Origin of the sequence: Pseudomonas sp. MF6394 (genome assembly GCF_002018845.1) — a bacterium.
Lineage (GTDB): Bacteria > Pseudomonadota > Gammaproteobacteria > Pseudomonadales > Pseudomonadaceae > Aquipseudomonas > Aquipseudomonas lactis.
The window spans coordinates 23,557-47,390 of record NZ_MVOJ01000017.1; the positions used below are offsets into that span (position 1 = coordinate 23,557).

Genomic DNA, 23,834 nt, shown 5'->3' on the forward strand with positions numbered 1-23,834 from the left:
TTGACGCATCCTCTGACTGTAGGAGCGAGCTTGCTCGCGAAAAACGTCAACGATAACGCGTGTTTTCTGAATGAACGCGGCGCCTGTGAGTTTTTCGCGAGCAAGCTCGCTCCTACAGTTCAGGCATTTGGAGTGTATTTCAGGTTGAATGCCAGGTGGGTTGACTGGTCTTGCTCCAGCAGTTTCAGGCCAGGCCTGCCTGGCAGGTGATGGGCATTCACCGGATGGCTCACCGGCTCGATGCAAAAAAAATCCAACCCCGGCGGGCAGTACAGCAGGAAGTAATCGGCGCCGCTGGCCTGGCATTCAAGGCGGTAGCCAAGCTCCGGTTGCTCGATCAGGCAGTGCCCATCCCAGCCGCAAAAGCCGTTGTCCACCAGCCCGTCTGGCAGTTCCTTCAGTTGCCGGAAATCCCAATCTTCTGGAACCGATGCCAACCCTGTGGGCAGCTTGGCTGCATCACTCCTCCACACCTGCCCAGCCCTGGCCTGCAGCCGCGAACCCGGCCGACGCGGCAAGTACGGATGCAAGCCCAGCCCATGCCACGCCGGTTGCTCGGCCAGGTGAGTCACGCACAAATCGATATTCAACTCACCGTTGTTCAAGCGCACCCGCTGACGGGCGTGATAGGCGAAGGGCGTTTCGCAGCGCAACTCCAACACCACTTCATGTTCTGACTGGCTTATCACCTGCCACGGCTGCTGCCAGGCCGAGCCGTGAATCGGCAGGGGATCAGTCAGGCTATTGGCTGCCAGTGCCAGCCAGCCACCGGGGTTGTCGAACCCACCTTGGGCGATGCGGTTGGACCAGGGCGCTAATGGATAACAGCCCAGCTTGCCCGGCAGCCCGGTATTGATCGCCTGTGCATCGCTGTGCCGTAACAGCGGTTGCCCGGTGGCGCGTACCGTCCAGTTGACGAGGCTGCCGCCGATGGCGGGGGCGAGCACCAGATGGGTGAATTGATCAGTAAGCTCAATCACGATTGACCTGCCCTCTGTAGTCAAAACAAACAGCGCCGATCAAAGGTGGGAGCGGGCTTGCTCGCGAATGCGGAGTGTCAGTCACCGAATCTTCCAACTGAAACACCGCATTCGCGAGCAAGCCCGCTCCCACATTTTGACTTTTTGTGATCTCAAGGTCGGTTTACAGCACCAAATGGGGCAACCACAGCGACAACGCCGGGATGTAGGTCACTGCAATCAGCACCAAGAACAACACCGCATAAAACGGCAGCAGGGCCTTCACGGTTTTTTCAATGCTGGTCTTGCCCACCGCCGCGCCGACGAACAGCACCGCGCCCACCGGCGGGGTAATCAGGCCGATGCCCAGGTTCACCAGCATGATCATGCCGAAGTGCACCGGGTCGACGCCAATGCCCAGGATCACCGGCATCAGAATAGGCGTGAGGATCAGAATCAGCGGTGCCATGTCCATCACCGTGCCGAGCAACAACAGCATGACGTTGATGCACATCAGGATCACGTAGCGGTTGTCCGACAGGGTCAGGAACAGCGTGGTGATCTTCGCCGGGATCTGCATCAGGGTCATGATGTAGCCGAAGCTGGCGGCGAAGGCGATCAGGATCATCACGATGGAAATGGTGCGCACCGTGCGATGCATCAGCTTGGGCAGTTCGCGCCATTTGTAGTCGCGGTAGATGAACATGGTCACGAAGAACGCCCACAACACTGCAATCGCCGCAGACTCGGTGGCGGTGAAGATGCCCGAGAGGATGCCGCCCAGGCTGATCACCATGGCCATCAAGCCCCAGAGCGCATCGGCGGCGATCTTCAGCGCCTGCTTCAAGGGGATGACTTCGCCTTTGGGGTAGTCGCGCTTTTTCGCGAAGATCAGGCACAGCACCATCAGGCACGCGCTCATCATCAGGCCCGGCACCACGCCGGCCATGAACAGCGAGGCGATGGAAACCGTGCCGCCCGCTGCCAGGGAGTACAGCACCGAGTTATGGCTGGGCGGCGTCAGCAGCGCCTGCACCGAACCGCTGACGGTCACTGCAGTGGCGAATTCGCGTGGGTAACCACGTCGTTCCATTTCCGGAATCAGCACCGAGCCGACCGAGGCGGTATCGGCCACGGACGAACCGGAAATCGCGCCAAAAAACGTCGAAGCCATGATATTGACCAGCGACAACCCACCGCGCACAAAGCCCACCAGCACGCCGGCAAAGGCCACCAGGCGCCGCGACATGCCGCCCTCGGCCATGATCGCCCCGGCCAGCACGAAGAACGGAATCGCCATCAGCGAAAATTTGTTCACCCCACCGGCAATCTGAATCATCAGGGCCTGGAACGGAATGTCGATCCACCACGCGCCAATCAACGCCGACAGCCCCAACGCATAGGCCACCGGCATGCCAATCAGGATCAAGGCTACAAAGCTGCCCAACAGAATCAATGCGTCCATATCAGGCAGCCCCTTCGTTTTCTTCAACCAGGTCGAAACGTACGACCTTGCGGTTGCTCTGGTCACCGAGCAGCAGCTTTTCGACCACGAACACCAGGGTCAGCACGCCGCCAATCGGGATCGGCATATAGGTAATGCCCACGCGCAGGGTAGGGATGGCGCTCATGAACTGGTTCCAGGTGGACAGGCACAGCTTGGCGCCCCAAATCGTCATGAATACGCAGATGGTGCCCATCAGCAGTTGCGAGAGGATGCCGACGAAACGGCGTTGGGCGGGCGGCAAGCGGTCAGTGAACATCGCCACCGACATGTGCGCACCGGCACGATAACTGGCAGCGGCGCCGATAAAGGTGAACACCAGCATCAGCAGGATGGCGGTGGGCTCCGGCCAGCTGGAACCGGTGCCGAGGGCGTAGCGGGTGAAGATACCCCAGGGGATGATCAAGGCGACCCCCAATACCGAAAGGCCGGCGACCCAGATGCAGGTCATGTAGAGGCGGTCATTGAAGCGCAGCAGTAAAGTCTTCATGGCGTTCACCGTGACCGGGCGCGTCGATACCGACCGCGCCGGGCCTTATGCAGGGGCAGGGGAGGTTATTGAACCGCGTCGATGCGCTTGATCATGTCCGCGTATGGCTTGCCGTACTTGGCACGCACCGCGGCGGTCGCCTCATAGAAGGGCTTTTTATCGACCGTGATGAACTCCACGCCGGCCTTCTTGAGTTTCTCTTCACTGCTGGCGGACTTGGCGTCCCAGAGCACGCGCTCATCGGCCTGGGCGGCCTTGGCGGCGGCCTTGACCATGTCCTGTTGGGCGGGATTGAGCTTGTTCCAGGTGATTTTCGACATCACGATAGGTTCAGGCAGGATCAGGTGTTCGGTGAGGGTGTAGTACTTGGCGTTCTGGAAGTGGTTGTGTTCCAGCAAGGTCGGCGGGTTGTTTTCCGCGCCGTCGATGACCCCGGTCTGCAGGGCGCTGAAGATCTCGCCGGTGTCCATGGCAATGCCGTTGGCGCCCATGGCGTTGAAGGCTTCGATGAAAATCGGGTTGCCTTGCACGCGGATCTTCATGCCCTTGAGGTCTTCGATCTTGCGCACCGGTTTTTTGGTATAGAGGTTGCGCGTGCCGCCATCCATCCAGGCCAGGGCCACCAGGCCGAACTCGGAGTTGGTGATCTTGGCGAGGATCTCGTCGCCGATCTCGCCATCGATGACCTTGCGCATATGTGCCTGATCGCGGAACACGAACGGCAGGTTGAACACGTTCACGTCCGGCACCACCGGGCCGACGATACCGAGGCTGACGCGGGTCATCTGCACGGCGCCGACCTGGGCCTGTTCGACCACTTCCTTCTCGGAGCCCAGCACACCGCCGGGGAAGTACTTGAAGGTCAGCTCGCCGTTGCTCGCCTTGGTCAGGGCCTTGCCCATGTTCTCTTCGGCGACCACGGTGGGGTAGCCGGCGGGGTGGATGTCGGCAAACTTGATTTCCAGCGCGTGGGCGGCGCTGCAGAGGGTGAAGATTGCAGCGGCGAGCAAGGTGCGTTTGAAGTCCATGGAAGTCACTCCTGTCTTGTTATTGTTGTATTCAAGGCACAGCGATTAAACGATGAAGCGGGGTTCGGGCAGCCCTTGGACGCCGGGGTTGAGGGCGAACACGCCTCCGGACAGCGACTGTTCACTCGGGTCGTCACGGATGGAGGTGACGTACAAAGTGTCCAGGCGGCTGCCACCGAAGGCGCACATGGTGGGTTTTTTCACCGGCACGCTCAGGGAGCGGTCCAGGCGACCGTCGGGGGTGAAACGGTGAATCAGCCCGGGGTCGTTGGCGCAGATCCAGTAGCCGCCCTCGGCGTCCACGGCCGCACCGTCGGGACGCCCGGGGAAGTCGTTCATATCAATGAATACGCGGCGATTGGACGGCGTGCCGGTCTCGATGTCGTAGTCGAACGCCCAGACCTGTTGCACCTTCGGGTGCGAATCGGAGGCGTACATCGTGCGGCCATCGGGGCTGAAGGCCAGGCCATTGAGGGTGATGAACCCGTCCAGTTGCGCGTGGGGCGCAGCCCCGGACGCATAGCGATAAAGGACGCCCTCGGCGGCGTTCAAGCCCATGTCCAGCACCATGCTGCCGGCCCAGAAGCGGCCCTGGCGATCGCAGCGGCCATCGTTCAAACGCATGTCCGGGCGTGAATGCTCGATGCTGGCCAGCGGCGTGGTGTCGAGGCTGCCGTCGTTGTGGGGCGTGAGCTGGAAGAAGCCAGTTTCCATGCCGGCCACCCAGTTACCCGTGTTGGTGCGGGCAATACAGGCGAGCATTTGCGGGGCTTTCCACGCCGCCAGATGGCCGGTGGCGGCGTTCCAGCGTTGCAGGCCGCCGTTGGGGATATCCACCCAATACAGCGCGTTTTCTTCGGGCACCCACACCGGGCATTCGCCCACGGCGTTACGGGCGTCGACAATCAATTCAGCACGCATGGTCATTCCCTTGGGTTGCTGGGCACTCAGTCACCGAACGGCCCCGCCGCGCAGAACGCACCGCCCTGGTAGACCTTGGCCGGGTCATCGGCGGCCACGGGCGGTTGGGCTTCGACCTCGGCGCGGAACACTTCGGAGCTGTCCTTGGGCGCAAAGCCCAGATGCGCGGCGTAGCGGTTGTCCCACCAGGTATCGAGGTTGGCCGACATGCCGTACACCACGGTATGGCCGACGTTGGGCGTGTACAGCGCGCGTTCGAGCAGTTGGGTCAGGTCGTCGAAGCTCAGCCAGGTGTGCATCATCCGGCGGTTCTGCGGTTGCGGGAACGAGGAGCCGATACGGATGCTCACGGTCTCGATGCCGTAGCGGTCGAAGTAGAAACTGGCCATGTCTTCGCCGTAGGATTTGGACAGGCCGTAGTAACTGTCCGGACGGCGAGGGGAGTGGGCGTCGAGTTGTTCACCCTGTTTGTAGAAACCGATCACGTGGTTGGAACTGGCGAAGATCACCCGCTTGACCCCGTGGCGGCGGGCGGCTTCGTAGATATGGAAAATGCCACTGATGTTCGCGCCCAGCACCTCTTCGAACGAGCGCTCCACGGACACGCCGCCAAAGTGCAGGATAGCGTCGACGCCCTCTACCAACTGATGCACGGCGTGTTTGTCGGCCAGGTCGCAGGTTTGCACTTCTTCGCGAGCATCGGTGGCGGGGGCCATTTCAGCGATATCCGAAAGGCGCAGCACCTGGGCATAAGGCCGCATGCGTTCACGCAGGACTTTGCCCAGGCCGCCGGCGGCACCGGTAAGCAGCAGGCGGTTGAAAGGAGTGGGAGTGGTGAGGGTCATGGGCCTTCCAGATTTTTGTTGTAGGTTGTCGTATGACTATAGGGAAATAGTGTTAGGGATTCCTGGTGTTGTCAACTTCCTTCCAGGCGCATGAGATCAAATGTGGGAGCTGGCTTGCCTGCGATAGCGGTGAGTCAGAAAAGAATGTGGTAACTGACCCGCCGCTATCGCAGGCAAGCCAGCTCCCACATCGATATGTGGCACCTTTGAGATCGGATTTGCCTTTGGAGCTACAGCAACGAAATCGGATAGCTGATAAAAATCCGGTTCTCATCGAACTCGTTATTGCTGAAGTCCCGGCGCATGGTCGAGTTGCGCCACTTCACATTGAGGTTCTTCAGCGCACCGCTCTGCACCGTGTAGGCCAGCTCCGACTCACGCCCCCATTCCTTGCCGTCGGTGATCGCCCCGGTGTGTACGTTGCTGCCGCTGATATAGCGGTTCATCAGGGTCAGCCCCGGAACCCCGAGCACCACAAAGTTAAAGTCATGGCGCACCTGCCAGGACTTTTCCTTGGCGTTGTCGTAGCTGGCGTTGTAGCTGTCGTTGGCCAGGGTGCCGCCGCTGGTGCCGTTGATGCGCATCCAGGCGCTGTCGCCACTGAGTTTTTGCAGGCCAACGTAGAAGGTGTGGCCGTTGTATTTGGCTGAGAGCAGGGCGAACAGGGTTTTGTTATCGAGGTCGCCGGCCAGGGCGCTGCCGTCTTCCTTGCCGTTGAAGAAACCGAGGTTGGCCCCCAAGGTCCAGTCGCCCACCGGCTGGCTGTGGGTGAGGTTGAGGTACTGCTGCTGGTAGATATCAGTCAGTTCGGCGTACCACAGGCCGACCTGGGTATGTTTGTCATTGAAGGTGTATTCGCCGCCACCGAAGTTGAAACGGTCCGAGGTGAACGCGGCTTTGCCGTTCATGAACATGTCTTCCATGCTCGCGTCGTTGCGCGGGCTGTTGCCGCGAAACTGGCCACCGTAGAGCGTCAGGCCGGCGATTTCATTGGAGGTGATTTGGCCGCCGCGAAAGGTCTGGGGCAGGGAACGGCCATCATCGGAACGCAGGATCGGCAGCACCGGCATCCATTCGCCAACCTTCAACTCGGTTTTCGACAGCCTGGTTTTCAGTGCGACACCCAGGCGCCCGAAATTGTCGGCGGGGCGGCCATCGTCATGTACCGGTAGCAGTTGCGTGCCGGCGGTGCCTTTGCCGCCATCGAGCTTTTGCGAATACAGGCCCAACACGTCTATCCCGAAGCCGACCGTGCCCTGAGTAAAGCCGGACTTGGCATCGAGGATAAAATTCTGCGTCCACTCTTCGGCCTTGCCCTGGGGGTTGGTCGGGTTGGTGAAGTTGCGGTTGAAGTAGGCATTACGCAGATTGAGCGTGGCCTTGGCGTCGTCGATAAAGCCTTCGGCATGGGCACCCAGCGGCAGGGTGACGGCCAGGCTGCCGAGACCGAGAAGGCCCAGGCGCGTGCAGGAATGGCGGGCGGATTGACTCACAGTGAGGCTCCCTTTGTTTTGTTGTTTTTATTATTTGTTATACGTCGTCGTACAACATTGAGCGCGATATTTGCGAGGTTTTCTGGGCGTGTCAAGCAGAAGTTATACGATGACTTGGGTGAAACGATTCAACGCAGCGGCACGGTCGCCCCCTGTAGGAGCGAGCTTGCTCGCGAAAAACGTCAACGATAACGCGTGCTTCCTGAATGAACGCGGCGCCTGTGAGTTTTTCGCGAGCAAGCTCGCTCCTACATGGATTGCATTGCAACGCAGGTTTCAGTCAGCCATCACCATCGGCGGTAACGTTCCAAGCAGGGAAACCGCCGCCACCGCTGCAAGGCCCAGCAGCCACTCCATCATCACACTGGCTTTCAAACTGCCCAGGCGTTGCTCGCATCGCTTGATACGCAACCGGTTCAGCAGCGCCAACCCCAGCATGCCCAGTACCAGCCCCACCTTGATCAGCAAAATCAAGGCAAACCCTTGGAAGAACGGTGTGGGCCACAGTTGTCCGGTGAGCACGCGTACGTTGATCAGACCGGTCACCAGCAGGCCGCCGACCAGGCCATATCCCACACCACTGAAGCGACGCAAAATCGGCTCCAGGCGCTGGCCTTGCGCATGCCTGAAGATCAGCACCAACACCAGCAACCCCCCGAGCCAGGCCCCAACGCACAGCAGGTGCACCACCTGGTTGAGAATCAGCAACTGTCCACTCAGCCCGTCAAGCATGGCGCCGTGACCTACGGGTGCCAGGGTTGCCAGCAGCATGGCGAGCAGCGGCAAGCGCAAGGACGGCCAGGGCTTGATCAGCACGATCACCAGCAGCAGGTTCAGCAACAGATGCCAGGCCCATACCTGGCCAAAAAAGGTCTTGCCCAGCACCAACTGGAGGGTGGCCGGTTGTAGCGCCGCGTCCCAACTGCCTGCCATGCTGGCGGTGATCAACAGCAACCACACAACCCCGGTGACGAGCCCCAACCCCGCCAGACCGCGGGTGATGCGCAGCAGTTGCCGGTCCAGTGTCGGTTGCACATGAGCGCCGAGCAGCCAGGGCCTGAACACCCAGGCCCCGAACATCAACAGCACGACGATGAAATGCAGGAAGCGGCACAGCACCAGCAGGGTTGCCATGGGTTATTGGCCGACCTTGAAGCCGTAAGTGCCTTCGCTTTTGTGAGTGTCGACGGACACTGCATGCCATTCGACTTTATAGGTGCCGCTTGCCAGCGCAGCGGCAGGCGTGACCACCAGGGTTTTCTTGTCGGCGTCCGGGGTTTCCAGGCCCTTGATCGCAATTTCGGTGCCGTCCTTGCTCAGGGACACCTTGGTGAAGGTGGCTTCGACGCCTTCGCTGAAGGTCAGGCGCAGGTCTTTCGGCGCGGCGACGGTGCTGTCAGCCGCAGGCTCCGCGCTCTTGAGGTGGGCGTGGGCAAACGCCGTGGAGGCGCCCAGCAGGGCAGTGAACAGGACAGCAGCGGTCAGGGACTTCTTGAGCAACATTGTTCAATACCAATCAGAGGACAGGAGCCGGCAGTGTACGAAGTTTCGGCTTGGCCTGTCGCCCCGATCTAGAGCCGGTGGTAGTCTTTAGGCCGTGTTGTTGTCAGGGAGCCCTTATGGGCAATCACAAGATCGGAATTCGTCGGGTCAACGTCGAGAAAATCCTGCTGGCGGCGGAGAAGGTCTTCGCCAACAAGGGCTATGGCAGCACCGCCATGGCCGACATCGCCGAAGAAGCGCAACTGCCGCGCTCCAACCTGCATTACTACTTCACCACCAAGGGCGAGCTGTACAGCGCGGTGCTGTTCGACCTGCTGGAGTTGTGGAAGCAGGACGCCCTGAGCTTTGAAACCTTCGACGACCCCCGTGTAGTGCTCAGCAGCTACATCCGCGCCAAGATGCAGCGCTCGCGCACGCGCCCCTATGGCTCCAAGGTCTGGGCCAATGAAATCATCCACGGCGCGCCCACACTCGGTGAAGCCCTGGATGAAAGCCTGTACGACTGGGCCAAGATGAAGGAAGCGAAGATTCGCCAATGGGTGCAAGACAAACGCATCCTGCCGGTGGAACCGTCGAGCCTGCTGTACATGATCTGGGCCTCGACCCAGCACTATGCCGACTTCGACCACCAGGTGAAGATTTTGAATGATCACCAGCCGTTGTCGGACAGGCAGTTCGAGAAGGCCATTCAGACCGTGACCGGTGTGATTTTGCGCGGGATTGGCTTGGAGCCTTGAGCCTTATAGTGAGGCTCAGGGCCGTATCGCAGCATAGGTATCTACACAATTTTGGTGCGACGCCGGATCTGTGGCGAGGGAGCTTGCTCCCGTGACGGCCCTGCAGCCGACGCTTATCTATCTGACGCGCCGTAGTCCAAATGTGGGAGCTGGCTTGCCTGCGAAGACGGCCTAACAGTCAACACAGTTGGACCGTGTACATATCCATTCCTGCGGTAACGGCCACCTAGGGTTCCGCCCTGACGGCGGCTCACTTTCGAAAAGCGCGAAAGTAAGCAAAGCGCTCTTGCCCCACCACTCGGCACCTCGCCTAGGCTCGGTGTGCCCGTAATCCGCCAGTGATTTGGGGGGCCGCCGCCACGCGCCATCCATGGCGCGGGGCGGCTAAACCGGCATCCCTGCCGGTTTACCCCCCAAATCCCTGTCGAATTCCGGCCAGCGTGGTTTAACGGGGCGCCTAAGATCAAGAGCAGATCAAGAGCGACTCGCTTCGCATCGTGGAGTGTGTGGCCGGGCGCGGTCAACTGTGGGAGCTGGCTTGCCTGCGATAGCGACCTAAAGAACTACACTGCCTCCCGATAAGGATTGCGCGGGTCCTGCGTCCAGTTCAAAAACGGCTTGCCGGTATCGATCGGCACCATCTCGATGCAGTCGGCCACCGGGCAAGTGATCTGGCACAGGTTGCAGCCCACACACTCATCGTCGATCACCTCATACAGATGCGTCCCATCGGCCTGCTTCAAGCTGGCAATGGCCTGGTGCGAGGTGTCCTCGCAGGCGATATGGCAACGCCCACAGCCAATGCACGCCTCTTGATCAATCTTGGCGATGACCTGGTAGTTGATGTCCAGGTACTTCCAGTCCGTGGTATTGCCCACCGCCCGCCCGGAAAACGCCTGCAGGTTGGCATGGCCCTGGCTGTCCATCCAGCGCGACAAGCCGTCCTTCATCTCTTCAACGATGCGAAACCCATGCAGCATCGCCGCCGTGCACACCTGCACCGCGCCGCAGCCCAGGGCAACAAACTCCGCCGCATCCCGCCAGGTGCCGATACCGCCGATGCCGCAGATCGGCAGGCCGTGGGTCTGTGGGTCGCGGGCGATTTCGGCAACCATGTTCAACGCAATCGGCTTGACCGCCGAGCCGCAGTAACCGCCATGGGTGCTCTGGGTGCCGACCACCGGCAGCGCGACCATACGCTCCAGGTCCACGCTGGTGATGGAGTTGATGGTGTTGATCAGCGACACCGCATCGGCGCCGCCGCGATAGGCCGCCCGCGCCGCCACGCGGATGTCGGTGATGTTCGGCGTGAGCTTGACGATCACCGGCAGCGAGCAATACGTCTTGCACCAGCGCGTCACTTGCTCCACGTACTCCGGCACCTGGCCGACGGCGGCGCCCATGCCCCGTTCGGGCATGCCGTGGGGGCAGCCGAAGTTCAGCTCAATGCCGTCGCAGCCGGTCGCCTCCACCAAGGGCAGGATGTTTTTCCAGGACGCTTCGACACAGGGCACCATCAGCGAGACGATCAGCGCGCGGTCCGGCCAGTCCTTTTTCACCTGGGTGATTTCCCGCAGGTTGATCTCCAGGGAACGGTCGGTGATCAGTTCGATATTGTTAATGCCCAGCACTTCACGGTTGGCGCCATAGTGCGCGGAGTAGCGCGACGACACGTTCACCGCTGCCGGGTCTTCCCCCAGGGTTTTCCACACCACGCCACCCCAGCCAGCCTCGAACGCACGCACCACGTTGTAGGCTTTGTCGGTGGGCGGCGCGGAGGCCAGCCAGAACGGATTGGGCGCTTTGATACCGGCGAATACAATCGAGAGATCGGCCATTACGCAGCCTCCACAGTCAGCATGAGTTGGGCATGCATGGCTTCGGCGGCCCGCTTGCCATGTTGTACCGCCTGCACGGTGAGGTCCTGGCCGAGGCTGACGCAGTCGCCGCCGGCATACACCCCTGGGATGCTGGTGCGCAGTTGCTCATCGACGAAGATGCGCTCGCCGACGCGATGCAGTTGCTGGGCCAGCGGATCGTGCAGGGCGTCGTTGTCGAAGCCTTGCCCGATCGCCTTGAAGATCGCGTCGGCAGCCAGTTCGAAGGTTTCCCCGGTCGGCAGCAGGCGACCGTTTTCCAGGCGGGTGCGGGCAAAGCGCATGCCGCGCACGCGGCCTTGGTCGTCGAGTAGCACCTCGTCGGGTTGGGCCCAGGTCAACAGCCGGACTTGATTGGCCTTGGCGATGTCCTGTTCGTGGTGGGTCGCGCCCATGTCGGCCAGGCCACGGCGGTAAACCAGGTTGACATCGCGGGCACCGAGGCGGGCCATCTGCACGGCCATGTCGATGGCGGTATTGCCGGCGCCGAGCACGATGCAGCGGTCGGCCAGGGGCAGTTGGGTTAGGTCATCGGCCTGGCGCAGTTCGCGGATATAGTCGGTGGCGGCGAGCAGGCCAGGGGCGTCCTCAAAGGGCAGGCCCAGCTGTTTGCTGGCCGCGAGACCCAGGCCGAGGAACACCGAATCGAACTGCTGGTGCAGTTCGCTCAAGGTCAGGTTGTCGCCCAGGCGCTGGCCGTGGCGAACCTCGATGCCGCCAATCTGCAGGAGGAAATCCAGCTCCTTCTGGGCAAAGTCGTCCACCAGTTTGTATTTGGCGATTCCGTATTCATTCAGTCCGCCGGCTTTTTCCCGCGCTTCGAAAATCACCACGTCATGACCGTGCAAGGCGGCGCGGTGGGCGCAGGCCAAACCGGCAGGCCCGGCACCGACCACGGCGATACGCTTGCCGGTGGGCGCGGCGCGTTGGAACGGGTGCTCGCTGAAATGCGCATTGTCGATGGCGTAGCGTTGTAGCAGGCCGATCAGCACAGGGGCGCATTCTTCGGCGTTATTGCGTACGCAGGCTTGTTGACAGAGGATTTCCGTCGGGCACACCCGCGCGCAACTGCCACCGAGGATGTTGGCCGAGAGGATCTTCTGCGCGGCGCCTTGTACGTTGTCGGTGTGGATATTGCGGATGAACGACGGAATGTCGATCTCGCTGGGGCACGCATTCACACAAGGCGCGTCGTAGCAGTACAGGCAGCGCGAGGCTTCCAGTTGGGCCTGGCGGGCGTTGAGCGGCGGTGCCAGGTCGGTGAACTGGCTGGCGAGGGTGGCCCCGTCTTCGCGGGGGTGGGGGAGGTGGGTCAGGGTCTGGATCACGGTGTCGGCCTCACGGTTATTGAGGTGCTGCCTCTGATGGGCATTGGTTTTTTGTTGCCTGTACTGGCCTCTTCGCGAGCAAGCCCGCTCCCACATTCCACCGCATTTGTCCTGTTGAAATGGGATCAAATGTGGGCGCGGGCTTGCTCGCGAAGGGGGCTTCAGCGGTTCACGGCCACCGGCTTGGAAAGCGCGGCCCGCTTGCTCAACTGCTCGAACACCGACGGATACGCCGGCCGCTCTACATACCGTCCGGCGCCTCGCTCGGCGCGCAGGTCACCATCGGCCCACACCAGCTTGCCCTGGCTGATGGTGTGGCTGGGCACGCCGCGCACGGTCTTGCCTTCGAAGATGTTGAAGTCCACCTGCTGATGGTGGGTCTTGGCCGAAATGGTCCGGGTGCCCTCCGGGTCCCATAGCACCAGGTCGGCATCGGCGCCTACGCGTATCGCGCCTTTGCGGGGGTAGAGGTTGAAGATTTTTGCGGTGTTGGTGGAGGTCAGCGCGACAAATGCCTGCATCGACAAACGCCCGGTATTGACGCCTTCGTGCCACAGCAGCGCCATGCGGTCTTCAACGCCGGCGGTGCCGTTGGGGATCTTGCTGAAGTCATCACGCCCGGCGGCTTTTTGCTCGGCGCAGAAGCAGCAGTGGTCGGTGGCGGTGGTGTGCAGGTTGCCCGCTTGCAGGCCATGCCACAGTGCCTCCTGGTGCCCGCGCGGGCGGAATGGCGGGCTCATCACGTAGCCAGCGGCGGTCTGCCAGTCGGGGTGCTGGTACACGCTGTCATCGAGCAACAGGTGGCCGGCGAGTACTTCACCGTACACTGCCTGGCCCTTGCCTCGGGCATAGGTGATTTCATCCAGGGCTTCCTTCGTCGACACATGCACCAGGTACAGCGGCGTGCCGATGGTCTCGGCAATCCGGATGGCGCGGCTGGCCGCTTCGCCTTCCACTTGGGAGGGGCGCGACAGCGGATGGGCTTCCGGCCCGGTGATGCCCTGGGCCATCAACTTGCGTTGCAGGTGATACACCAGCTCGCCATTTTCAGCATGCACGGTGGGCACCGCGCCGAGTTCCAGGCAGCGTTCGAAACTGGCAACCAAGGTGTCGTCGGCCGCCATGATCGCGTTCTTGTAGGCCATGAAATGCTTGAAGCTGTTGATGCCGTGATGGCTGACCAACTCGGCCATTTCCTCGCGTACCTGTTCGCTCCACCAGGTGATCGCTACATGAAACCCATAGTCGGCGGCAGACTTTTCGGCCCAGCCGCGCCACTGGTGGAAAGCTTCCATCAGCGACTGCTGCGGGTTGGGAATCACGAAGTCGATGATCGACGTGGTACCACCGGCCAAGCCTGCCGCCGTGCCACTGAAAAAGTCTTCACTGGCCACGGTGCCCATGAAGGGCAGTTGCATATGGGTATGGGGGTCGATGCCGCCCGGCATCAAGTATTGGCCGCTGCCATCGAGTACTTCGCAGCCTGCGGGAATATCCAGATTCGTGCCAATGGCGCGAATTAGACCCTCTGCACATAACACGTCGGCGCGGTAACTTTCATCATGGGTAATAACGGTGGCGCCACGGATCAACAGCGACATGTCGAGTTCCTCACAGGCTTGACCGGCTTGTGCCAGTTCTAAGTGTTGTAATACTGCGTACCGATGACGGGTTAATTCCTGTCATCGGTGACAGGAATAGAAACTAGCCCGAGTTTTTCGAATGAGCAAGAAGATTTTTCGCAAGCCTTTATAGTTTTTATCTTATTGATATACATAAGAAAAATACTATTTTCACCAAAATGAAGCACGCCCACCCTGTTTTGACGCACTTGACAGGTTCTTGATCTGATCAATATTTCTTATTGCAAATCAGGCGCTTGAGATATGCCGCTTGACGGCGTCGAGAAATAAAAATAATTGTGATGCACCAGATTGAGACCTGAGGGTTCGAGCAACGTGTGAGTTGTTTAGCCTGACGCAGACGGCAAGTACCGCAGGCTCAATTGGAAAGCTGATAAACATCAGTACGTTATATAAGCGGTACGGGCTCAGAGGCGGTTGTCGGCACGGTTATTGAGTGCACGGGCAGTTGGCCGGAACCCTGGATGTCATGTTGTCGATGCGGTACTCCGGCCACCTGAACCTAGCGTGCAGGTGAGCAACAATAATTTTAAAAAAACCGTGGAGCGGCCATGCAACAGAACAGATCGCAAGTCATCGAGCGCAACGGCCTGTACGAACTCGACGCCGGCCCCGACGTCCTCGACAGCCCTCGCTACAACCACGACATGGCACCTACCAAAGTGCACGAGCGCACCTGGAACAAATGGCACATCACCGCGCTATGGGTCGGTATGTCGATCTGCGTGCCCACCTACACCCTGGGCGGGGTGCTCACTGCCTATTTCGGGCTGTCGGTGGGGGAGGCGCTGGTAGCGATCCTGCTGGCCAATATCGTGGTGTTGATCCCGCTGACCCTCAACGCGTTTCCCGGCACCAAGTACGGCATTCCGTTTCCGGTGCTGTTGCGTTCGTCCTTCGGCATCCTCGGCTCCAACGTACCGTGCCTGATCCGCGCGCTGGTGGCCTGCGGCTGGTTTGGTATCCAGACGATGTTCGGCGGGCTGGCGATCCACCTGTTCCTGGGCTCGATTTTCGACGGCTGGAAAGCCCTCGGCGGTACCGGTGAGGTGATCGGTTTCATGCTGTTCTGGTGCCTGAACCTATGGGTGGTGCTGCGTGGCGCCGAGTCGATCAAGCGCCTGGAAACCTTGTCGGCGCCGCTGTTGGTCGCCGTGGGCGTTGGGCTGTTGGTATGGGCGATGCCGAACGTGTCCCTCAGCGAGCTGATGGCGATCCCACCCAAGCGCCCCGAAGGCGCCAGCCTCACCGGTTACTTCATGGCGGGGCTTACGGCGATGGTGGGTTTCTGGGCCACGTTGTCGCTGAACATTCCCGACTTCAGCCGCTACGCCAACAGCCAGAAAGACCAGATTCTGGGGCAGATCTTCGGCTTGCCGTTGACCATGTTCCTGTTCGCCGCCCTCGGCGTGGTCATGACCGCCGCCTCGGTGAAACTGGTGGGGGTCAGCGTCTCCGACCCGGTGAGCCTGATCGGTCATATCCAGAGCCCGGTGTGGGTGGCCATCGCCATGGCGCTGATCATCGTCGCCACTTTATCCACCAACACCGCGGCGAACATCGTCTCGCCCACCAACGACTTCCAGAACATCGCCCCCAAGCTGATCAATCGCACCACGGCGGTGATTCTCACCGGCCTGGTAGGGCTGGCGCTGATGGCCCATGAACTGCTGAAAAAACTCGGGCTGATCGTCTCGGACGTGAGTCTTGAAACCGTGTATTCCAATTGGCTGCTGGGTTATTCGAGCCTGCTGGGGCCGATTGCCGGGATCATGGTGGTGGACTACTTCATTACCCGCAGACAACAGTTGGACCTGGCCGGCCTGTACCGCGATGACGTGTACCCGGCCTGGAACTGGAGCGGCTTTGTCGCCTTTGGTGTACCGGTGGTGCTGACGTTGCTGTCGCTGGGCAGCGATGCGTTCAGCTGGTTCTACAGCTACGGCTGGTTCACCGGCTCGGCGTTGGGCGGGGTGTTGTATTACGGGCTCAATGCCAAGCGCGCTAGCAGTCCACTCACCGCCAAATCCCCGTTGTAAACACGGTTCAGGTGGGAGCTGGCTTGCCTGCGATAGCGGACTATCAGTTAAAACCGTGTCGCCTGACACACCGCTATCGCAAGCAAGCCAGCTCCCACAGTTGACCGCGTTAATTCATAAGAACCTGTAGCCTGAGGAGACCCCCATGAACGCTGCCCTCGACGTTCTGCAATCGACCCATCAGCACATCAACCGCGACCGTCTGTGGCAGTCGCTGATGGACCTGGCCAAACTTGGCGCCACCCCCAAGGGCGGTGTGTGTCGCCTGGCCCTCACCGACCTCGACCGCAAGGCTCGCGATCTCTTCGTGCAGTGGTGTGAAGCGGCCGGTTGCACGGTGACCATCGACGGCATCGGCAATATCTTTGCGCGCCGCCCCGGTCGCAATCCCGACCTGCCACCGGTGATGACCGGCAGCCATATCGACACCCAGCCCACCGGCGGTAAGTTCGACGGTTGCTTCGGCGTGCTGGCCGGTGTGGAAGTGCTGCGCACCCTTAACGACCTCAAGGTGGAAACCGAGGCGCCGCTGGAAGTGGTGGTATGGACCAACGAAGAAGGCTCGCGCTTCCCGCCGTGCATGATGGGCTCAGGCGTGTTTGCCGAAAAGTTCACCCTGGCCGATACCCTGGCCAAAGTGGATGCCGATGGGGTCAGCGTGGGGGATGCGTTGAACGCGATTGGCTATGCGGGAACGCGGCCGGTCAGCGGGCATAAGGTCGGCGCGTATTTCGAGGCGCATATCGAACAAGGGCCGATTCTGGAGGATGAACACAAAACCATCGGCGTGGTGCTCGGCGCCCTCGGGCAAAAGTGGTTTGACCTGAAGCTGCGCGGTGTTGAGGCCCATGCCGGCCCTACACCCATGCACTTGCGCAAGGACGCCCTGGTAGGCGCGGCCGCAGTGGTGGCCGCCGTGAACGCGGCGGCGTTGGCGCACCAGCCCCATGCATGCGGCACGGTGGGTTGCCTGCAAGCGTATCCGGGATCGCGCAACGTGATTCCCGGTGAAGTACGCATGACCCTGGATTTTCGTCACCTGGAACCGGCACGGCTGGACTCGATGATTGCCCAGGTGCGCCAGGTGATCGAGGACACCTGCGCCAAACATGGCTTGAGTTTCGACCTGCAGCCCACGGCGGACTTCCCGCCGCTGTACTTTGACAAAGGCTGTGTGGAGGCGGTGCGCGATGCGGCGAATGGCTTGGGCTTGTCGAACCTGGATATCGTCAGCGGGGCAGGGCACGATGCGATCTTCGTGGCTGAGCTGGGCCCGGCGGGGATGATCTTTGTGCCGTGTGAAGGCGGCATCAGCCACAACGAAATCGAAAATGCCGCGCCGGATGACCTGGCGGCAGGGTGTGCGGTGTTGTTGCGCGCCATGCTAGCCGCTTCAGCGGCCATCGCCAGCGGCAAACTCGCGGCCTGAAATACGCTAAAAATGTAGGAGCGAGCTTGCTCGCGAAAAACGCCAACGATAGCGCGTGCTTCCTGAAGAAACGCGACGCCTGTGAGTTTTTCGCGAGCAAGCTCGCTCCTACAGGGTATTAGCCCGGTTGCCAGCCGCCACCGAGTGCGGTCAAAAGTGCCACACTCGCCTGCAATTGCCGGGTCTGCACTGCCTGCAACGTCCTCTGTGCCTGCAAGGCGGCGGTTTGGGCGGTGACCACGTCCAGGTAACTCACCGCACCGGCCTGATAGCTGTTCATCGCCAAGGCCTGGGTATGTTGCGCTGCCTCTGCCGCCGCTTGCTCGTCCTCGGCTTGCTGCTGCAGATCTCGCAGTTGCGCGAGGTTATCTTCCACCTCGCGCACGGCTTTCAATACGTGGCTACGGTACTGTGCCGAGGCCTCCTCGAACTCGGCCTTGGCCTGGTGTTCGTTGGCGCTCAAGCGCCCCCCGTCGAAGATCGGCAGGTTCATCAGCGGTCCCAGTGCCCAATACCGGCTGCCGGCGGACAGCAGGTTGCCGACGCCTTGGGTCTGCCCGCCCAGCACACCGGTCAAACTGAAATCCGGAAACCACGCCGCCTTGGCCACGCCGATAGTTGCATTGGCCGCAAACACGCGGCGTTCAGCGGCGGCAATGTCCGGGCGACGCTGCAACAGGTGGCTGGGCAACTGCGCTGGAATGCCGGGCAACGCCATTAATTGCGAGCTGGGCGGCAATGAAAAATCACTGGCCGTCACGCCCACCAATTCGCCGATGGCATGCTCGGCGAGGTTGCGTTGACCACGCACTTCATCCAGCTGCGCCTTGGCTTCGGCCAGTTGGTTTTGTGCGCGGGTCAGGTCCAGTTCCGACGCAATCTGGCCTTCATAACGGCTGCGGGTCAGTTGCAGCGCCTGGCTGAAGTCCTGCAACGAACGGTCCAGGATTCGGCGCTGTGCATCCAGCCCATTGAGCTGCACATACAGGCTCGCCAACTGCTGTTGCAGGCTCAGGCGCACCACCGCCAGATCATCAAAGGACGCTTGCGCCTGGGCATCGCCCGCAGCGACCTGGCTGCGGATTCTGCCCCACAGGTCGAGGTCGTAACCCAGCGAGAACCCAGCGGTATTGCTGTTGTACACCGACGGCTGTGTCGTGCCGCGCAACGGTCGTGAATCCGATTGACGCTGGCGTTGCGGTTGCGCGCTGGCGGTGATTTGCGGGAAAAGGCCCGCGTGCAGTTGACTGGCATAGGCCTGGGACGCATCGAAGTGCGCCAGCGCCGCGGCCAGGTCCGGGTTGGCCTTGAGCAGTTGCTGTTGCAGCGCGTTCAGGCGCGAATCGTGGTAGAGCTGCCACCACTGGGGCGCCAATTGGTCCGACGGTTGCGCGCTGTGCCAGGGGCCATCGCTGGTTTGTTCGCGGTAGTGGGCGGGCAGGTCAATTGACGGCACTGTATAGGTGGGCGCCATCGAGCAACCCTGCAACGCCAGCAGCACCAACGCCGCCAGCGGCTTAAGCTTTGGGTGCATGGGCACCTCCGGTGGCGTCTGCCAGTTGCACCGGGTCGCCTTCACGCAGGGCGTCGGGCGGGTTGTCGATAATACGGTCAGCAGGTTTCAGGCCTTGGTCGATCACCAGGCGCTCGCCGAGGTCCAGGCCAATATGAATGTCTTGCAGGTGCACATGGTTGCGCCCGTCCAGCACCGCCACCTGGGTGCCCTGGGCGCGGAAGATCAAGGCGCTGGCCGGGATGCTTACACCATGGGTGTCAGCCGGAATCGGCAGGGTGACTTCGGCGTAATCGCCCGGCAGCAGTTCGCCGTTGGGGTTGTCGGCGACGAACTGGGCGAGCAGGGTGCCGGAGCGGCGGTCGATGGCGGTGGAGTCACCGATCAGGCGCGCCTTGAAGTGCTCGCCGGGGTGCTCGGGGACGGTCAGTTCGGCCTCAAGGCCTGTATGAATGACCGCTGCATAGTTCTGCGGTACCGGCACATACAAACGCAGTTGGTGGGTGTCGGCAATGTTGAACAGTTCCGGATCGCTGGCGTTATCGGCCTTGATCAACTGGCCGATGTCCGTGTTGCGGGCGGTGATGGTGCCAGCGAACGGCGCGCGAAGGGTCTTATAGCTTTCCAGGGCGCACAGTCGCGCATAGTCTGCTGCAGCGGCTTCGGTGTTGGCCTTGGCGGCTGCGGCGTTGGAGGTTTTTTCATCGGCATCCTGGCGCGATACCGAATGGCTGGCCAGCAGGTTTTGCCAGCGGGTCGCGGTGGTGGCTGCCAGGTGTGCATTGGCTTGTTGCTGGATCAGGCGCGCATGGGCCTGGGCCAGTTGTTGGTCAAGGTCGGGGCTGTCGATTTCGGCGAGGAGTTGCCCGGCCTTGACCTGGGCGCCAATGTCGACTTTCCAGTCCTTCAAGTAGCCGCTGACCCGTGCATGGATCGCCGCCTTGCTCCACGCCTCCAGGTGGGCGGGCAGGCGCAGGGTATCACCGGCGGCGTTTGGCTTGGGCTGGAACACCATCACCTGGGGGACAGCGGCGGCTTCGGTCCAGGCAGTGACCGATTGTTCGTGCAGCCTGCGCGCATGCAGGCCGCTGGCGACCAACAGGGCAGCCAGCGTCAGGCCACCGACACCCATGAGCATCAGACGCTTGCGCGAGGGTTTTTGATCAGGCGACATGGGGCGTTTCTCCAGCAGTTGCGCGAGTAGGGTGACGGCCGTGGACCAGGCTGAAGACCACGGGAACAAACAACAAAGTGGCGATGGTGGCGAAGATCAAACCACCGATGACCGCTCGACCGAGCGGGGCGTTCTGCTCCTCGGAAATCGCCAGGGGCAGCATGCCGATGATCATCGCCAGGGCGGTCATGCACACCGGGCGAAAGCGTGTGTAGCCGGCTTCCAGCGCGGCTTTCAACGCATCGCCATGTTCGGCCAGGCGCTCACGGCAGAAGCTCACCACCAGGATCGAGTTGGCGGTGGCCACGCCCATGCACAAGATGGCGCCGGTGAGTGCCGGTACCGACAACGAGGTGCCGCTGAGGAACAGCATCCACACGATGCCCGCCAATGCTGCCGGCAACGCCGTGATGATCACAAAGGGATCGGCCCACGACTGGAAGTTGACGACGATCAGCAGATAGATCAGCACCACCGCGCCGAGCAACCCGAAGCTCAAACCACTGAACGCCTCATGCAGCGCATCGATCTGCCCGTGCAGGCTGATGGTCGCGCCTTTGGGACGCATGGACGCCGTGTCATCCAGCACCTTTTGCACATCGCGGGCGACGCCGCCGAGGTCGCGGCCTTGCACGTTGGCGTACAGGTCCAGGGTCGGTTCAATGTTGTAGTGGGTCACCACGGCCGGGCTTTGTACCCGGGAGATGGTTGCCACACCGCCGAGAATTTGCGCCTGCCCATTGGCCCCCGTCACCGGCAGTGCTTCCAGGGACGGCAGGCTGTCGAGACGGTACTGCGGGGTGGCGGCGACGATGGAGTAAGACACGCCGTTGGCCGGGTTGAGCCAGAAGGTCGGCGCGGTTTGTGAGCTGCCGGCGAGGGAGGCGACCATGCTGTTGGTGACGTCACGCTCGGTGATACCCAGGCCATTGGCGCGCATACGGTCCACGTTTACTTGCAGCGAGGGGTAGCCGGTGGACTGCTGGATGCGCAGGTCGGCAATCCCCGGTACATGCTGCAGGCGCCGTTCAAGTTCGACGGCATAGGTGCGGTTGTCTGCGTCACTGCGCCCGGAGATTTTGACGTCCAGCGGGGCGGGGGCACCGAAGTTGAGGATCTGGCTGCTGATGTCGGCGGGCAGGAACGCAAAGTGGCTACCGGGGAAACTTTGCGGCAGGGCTTCGCGCAGTTTTTTCACATAGTCGGCGGTAGGTGCGTGGTGCGTTTTCAAGCTGACTTGAATATCGCCATCCTGCGGGCCGATGGTGCCGCTGCTGCTGTAGGCCATGTCGATGCCGCTGAGCGGAATGCCGATATTGTCGACGATGGTGTCCAGTTCTTCGGCGGGGATGACCTCGCGGATCCGTGCTTCGATGCGGTCGAACGCCGCGGCGCTTTCCTCGATGCGCGTGCCCAGGGGCAAGCGCACATGCAGGGCCAGGGCACCCGCATCGGTGGCCGGGAAAAAGTCCTGGCCCAGGCTCGGCAACAGCAGGAACGACGCCAATACGCACGCCAGGAACCCGACAATGAAGCGCTTGCGTGCGCCCAGTGCCAGCGTCAGCAGGCCATGGTAGGTGTCACGGATATTGGAAAAGTGCCGCTCGAAACCCTGCTGAAAATTCAGCACCGATTGCAGCAACGCATTGCGCGGTTTCAGGTGCTGTTCACCCTCGTGGTGGTTGATGAATGCATCTTCCGGATGATGCCCCGCGCCTGGCTCGGGCCTATGTGGTTTGAGCAAAAACATCGCCAGCGTCGGCACCAGGGTGCGCGAGAGAATGAACGAACTGGCCATGGCGAAGATCACCGCCAGCGCCATGGGCCGGAACAGGTAACCGGCGATGCCTTGCAGCAAAAACATCGGCACGAACACGATGCAGATGCACAGCAGTGAGACGAACGCCGGGCCGACGATTTGCGCGGCGCCGTCGAGAATCGCGGTCTTCACCGCCTTGCCTTGCTCCAAGTGCCAGTTGATGTTTTCGATGGTCACCGTGGCGTCATCCACCAGGATGCCCACGGCCAACGCCAGTCCGCCCAGCGTCATGACGTTGAGGGTTTGCCCACTGACGGCCAACAGCGCGATGGCCGACAGCACCGCCAGGGGAATCGAGGCGGCGATGATCAAGGTCGAGCGCCAACTGCCGAGAAACAGCAGGATCATCGCACTGGTGAGCAATGCGGCAATGATGCCCTCCTGGGCCACGCTGCCCACCGACTGTTTGACAAATACCGAGGCATCGCCCAGCAGCGAGGTTTTCAATGACGGCGGCAGGGTTTCGTTGATGCGCGGCAGCATCTGGCGGATACCGTCGATGATCGACAGGGTGGAGATACTGCCGTTTTTCAGCGCCGGCATCAGCACGGCGCGATGGCCGTCGACCCGCACGATGTTGGTTTGCGGCGGTGAACCGTCGCGCACGTGAGCCACTTGGCCGATGGTGATCAGCGCCCCATCGACGGTCTTGATCGGCAAGTCGTTGAGCTCATCAATGGCCTTGGGGCTGTTGTTGAGCAGGATTGTGTATTCGTCGGGGCCAAGCTTGGCGGTGCCCACCGGAATGATCTGGTTCTGCAGCGCCAGGGCATTGCCCACATCCTGGGCCGACAAGCCTTTGGCGGCGAGGGCTTGGGGGTCGAGGTCCAGCGTAATCTGCCGTTGCTTGCCGCCCATCGGCGTGGGCATGGCCAGGCCGGGCAGGGCGCTCAAGGGCAGGCGAATATTGTTCTGCACCAGGTCGCGAATTCTGGCTTCCGACAGGCTGGGGCTGGAGAACGCCATTTGCAGGATCGGCACCGTGGAGGCGCTGTAGTTGAGGATCAGCGGCGGCGTGATGCCCGGCGGCATTTGCTTGAGCACGGTTTGTGACACCGCCGTGACCTGGGCATTGGCGGTACGGATATCCACGCCAGGCTGGAAGAAGATCTTGACGATGCCCATGCCGGGCAGTGATTGCGACTCGATATGTTCGATGTCGTTGACGGTGGTGCTCAGGGAGCGTTCGTAGGTGTAGATCACCCGGCCGGCCATGGCGTCCGGGGACAGGCCGTTGTACTGCCAGACCACGGCGACCACGGGAATGCCGATATCGGGAAAAACATCCGTGGGCGTGCGCAGGGCCGCCATCGGCCCGATGATGCAGATGAATATAGCCAGCACGATGAAGGTGTACGGCTTTTGCAGTGCGGTCTTTACCAGCCCGAGCATGCGTGAGTCTCCGAGAAGAGCAGGATTGCAAACCCCGGCAGTCTTGCCCGACCCACCTAACACGCACCTTTCAGCCAGGTGAAGGAAGTTTTAGTTAACGGCTGAAGATCCTTTCATAGGGATTCATTTGTTCCAGGAGG

General features: G+C 61.4%; 18 protein-coding genes. 3 read left to right on the top strand and 15 right to left on the bottom strand.

Features of this window, described 5'->3' with window-relative positions; all coding sequences use genetic code 11:
* Positions 1-119 precede the first annotated feature (119 nt).
* The 9 genes from MF6394_RS18225 to copC form a co-directional block, all read right to left on the bottom strand.
* A complete protein-coding gene (locus MF6394_RS18225) occupies positions 120-980 on the bottom strand; it encodes an aldose 1-epimerase (protein ID WP_078467214.1) in 861 nt (286 codons plus the stop codon).
* A 163-nt stretch (positions 981-1,143) separates the two neighbouring features.
* Complete coding sequence (locus tag MF6394_RS18230) at positions 1,144-2,424, bottom strand: TRAP transporter large permease (protein ID WP_078467215.1); 1,281 nt, start codon at positions 2,422-2,424, stop codon at positions 1,144-1,146.
* A 1-nt stretch (position 2,425) separates the two neighbouring features.
* On the bottom strand, positions 2,426-2,953 hold the full coding sequence (locus MF6394_RS18235) for a TRAP transporter small permease (RefSeq protein ID WP_078467216.1): 528 nt from the start codon (positions 2,951-2,953) through the stop codon (positions 2,426-2,428).
* Between the two features lie 65 nt (positions 2,954-3,018).
* Positions 3,019-3,981 carry a TRAP transporter substrate-binding protein gene (locus tag MF6394_RS18240; RefSeq protein WP_078467217.1) on the bottom strand — a complete coding sequence of 321 codons (963 nt, stop codon included), beginning with the start codon at positions 3,979-3,981 and terminating at the stop codon, positions 3,019-3,021.
* 45 nt (positions 3,982-4,026) lie between these two features.
* Positions 4,027-4,902, bottom strand: a complete 876-nt coding sequence (locus MF6394_RS18245) for an SMP-30/gluconolactonase/LRE family protein (protein WP_078467218.1) — start codon at positions 4,900-4,902, stop codon at positions 4,027-4,029.
* A 26-nt stretch (positions 4,903-4,928) separates the two neighbouring features.
* The gene (locus tag MF6394_RS18250) at positions 4,929-5,747 is read right to left on the bottom strand and encodes an NAD-dependent epimerase/dehydratase family protein (RefSeq protein ID WP_044274639.1); all 819 of its coding nucleotides are present in this window, start codon (positions 5,745-5,747) and stop codon (positions 4,929-4,931) included.
* Between the two features lie 230 nt (positions 5,748-5,977).
* Entirely contained in the window at positions 5,978-7,240 is a 1,263-nt protein-coding gene (locus MF6394_RS18255; protein WP_078467219.1) for an OprD family porin, read from the bottom strand.
* A gap of 276 nt (positions 7,241-7,516) precedes the next feature.
* Positions 7,517-8,374: a copper homeostasis membrane protein CopD gene (copD, locus tag MF6394_RS18260; protein ID WP_047711211.1), complete on the bottom strand. Its 858-nt coding sequence runs from the start codon at positions 8,372-8,374 to the stop codon at positions 7,517-7,519.
* Positions 8,375-8,377: 3 nt separating this feature from the next.
* Positions 8,378-8,743 carry a copper homeostasis periplasmic binding protein CopC gene (gene copC / locus MF6394_RS18265; protein ID WP_047711210.1) on the bottom strand — a complete coding sequence of 122 codons (366 nt, stop codon included), beginning with the start codon at positions 8,741-8,743 and terminating at the stop codon, positions 8,378-8,380.
* 116 nt (positions 8,744-8,859) lie between these two features.
* Between copC and MF6394_RS18270 the strand changes: the two genes are divergently transcribed.
* Entirely contained in the window at positions 8,860-9,480 is a 621-nt protein-coding gene (locus tag MF6394_RS18270; RefSeq protein ID WP_069558757.1) for a TetR/AcrR family transcriptional regulator, read from the top strand.
* Between the two features lie 563 nt (positions 9,481-10,043).
* On the opposite strand, the gene preA is transcribed toward MF6394_RS18270, so the two are convergent.
* The 3 genes from preA to hydA form a co-directional block, all read right to left on the bottom strand.
* Positions 10,044-11,318 carry an NAD-dependent dihydropyrimidine dehydrogenase subunit PreA gene (gene preA / locus MF6394_RS18280; protein ID WP_003192280.1) on the bottom strand — a complete coding sequence of 425 codons (1,275 nt, stop codon included), beginning with the start codon at positions 11,316-11,318 and terminating at the stop codon, positions 10,044-10,046.
* The gene (locus MF6394_RS18285) at positions 11,318-12,685 is read right to left on the bottom strand and encodes an NAD(P)-dependent oxidoreductase (protein WP_057711264.1); all 1,368 of its coding nucleotides are present in this window, start codon (positions 12,683-12,685) and stop codon (positions 11,318-11,320) included. Before MF6394_RS18285 ends, preA begins: the two co-directional genes overlap by 1 nt.
* 161 nt (positions 12,686-12,846) lie before the next feature.
* A complete protein-coding gene (hydA, locus tag MF6394_RS18290; RefSeq protein ID WP_078467221.1) occupies positions 12,847-14,286 on the bottom strand; it encodes a dihydropyrimidinase in 1,440 nt (479 codons plus the stop codon).
* Positions 14,287-14,879: 593 nt separating this feature from the next.
* On the opposite strand from hydA, the gene MF6394_RS18295 reads away from it, so the two are divergent.
* Positions 14,880-16,367, top strand: coding sequence for an NCS1 family nucleobase:cation symporter-1 (locus tag MF6394_RS18295; protein WP_056787992.1), 1,488 nt, complete (start codon positions 14,880-14,882; stop codon positions 16,365-16,367).
* Between the two features lie 145 nt (positions 16,368-16,512).
* On the top strand, positions 16,513-17,796 hold the full coding sequence (locus MF6394_RS18300; RefSeq protein ID WP_044274631.1) for a Zn-dependent hydrolase: 1,284 nt from the start codon (positions 16,513-16,515) through the stop codon (positions 17,794-17,796).
* Between the two features lie 118 nt (positions 17,797-17,914).
* On the opposite strand, the gene MF6394_RS18305 is transcribed toward MF6394_RS18300, so the two are convergent.
* Genes MF6394_RS18305 through MF6394_RS18315 form a run of 3 tightly spaced genes read right to left on the bottom strand, consistent with a single transcriptional unit; the run spans position 17,915 to position 23,694 of the window.
* A complete protein-coding gene (locus MF6394_RS18305; protein WP_078467222.1) occupies positions 17,915-19,330 on the bottom strand; it encodes an efflux transporter outer membrane subunit in 1,416 nt (471 codons plus the stop codon).
* Positions 19,314-20,483 (bottom strand): efflux RND transporter periplasmic adaptor subunit, encoded by a 1,170-nt coding sequence (locus tag MF6394_RS18310; RefSeq protein WP_078467223.1) that lies wholly within the window; start codon positions 20,481-20,483, stop codon positions 19,314-19,316. The genes MF6394_RS18305 and MF6394_RS18310 overlap by 17 nt, the downstream gene beginning before the upstream one ends.
* The gene (locus MF6394_RS18315; protein ID WP_078467224.1) at positions 20,473-23,694 is read right to left on the bottom strand and encodes an efflux RND transporter permease subunit; all 3,222 of its coding nucleotides are present in this window, start codon (positions 23,692-23,694) and stop codon (positions 20,473-20,475) included. The genes MF6394_RS18310 and MF6394_RS18315 overlap by 11 nt, the downstream gene beginning before the upstream one ends.
* Between the last annotated feature and the right edge of the window lie 140 nt (positions 23,695-23,834).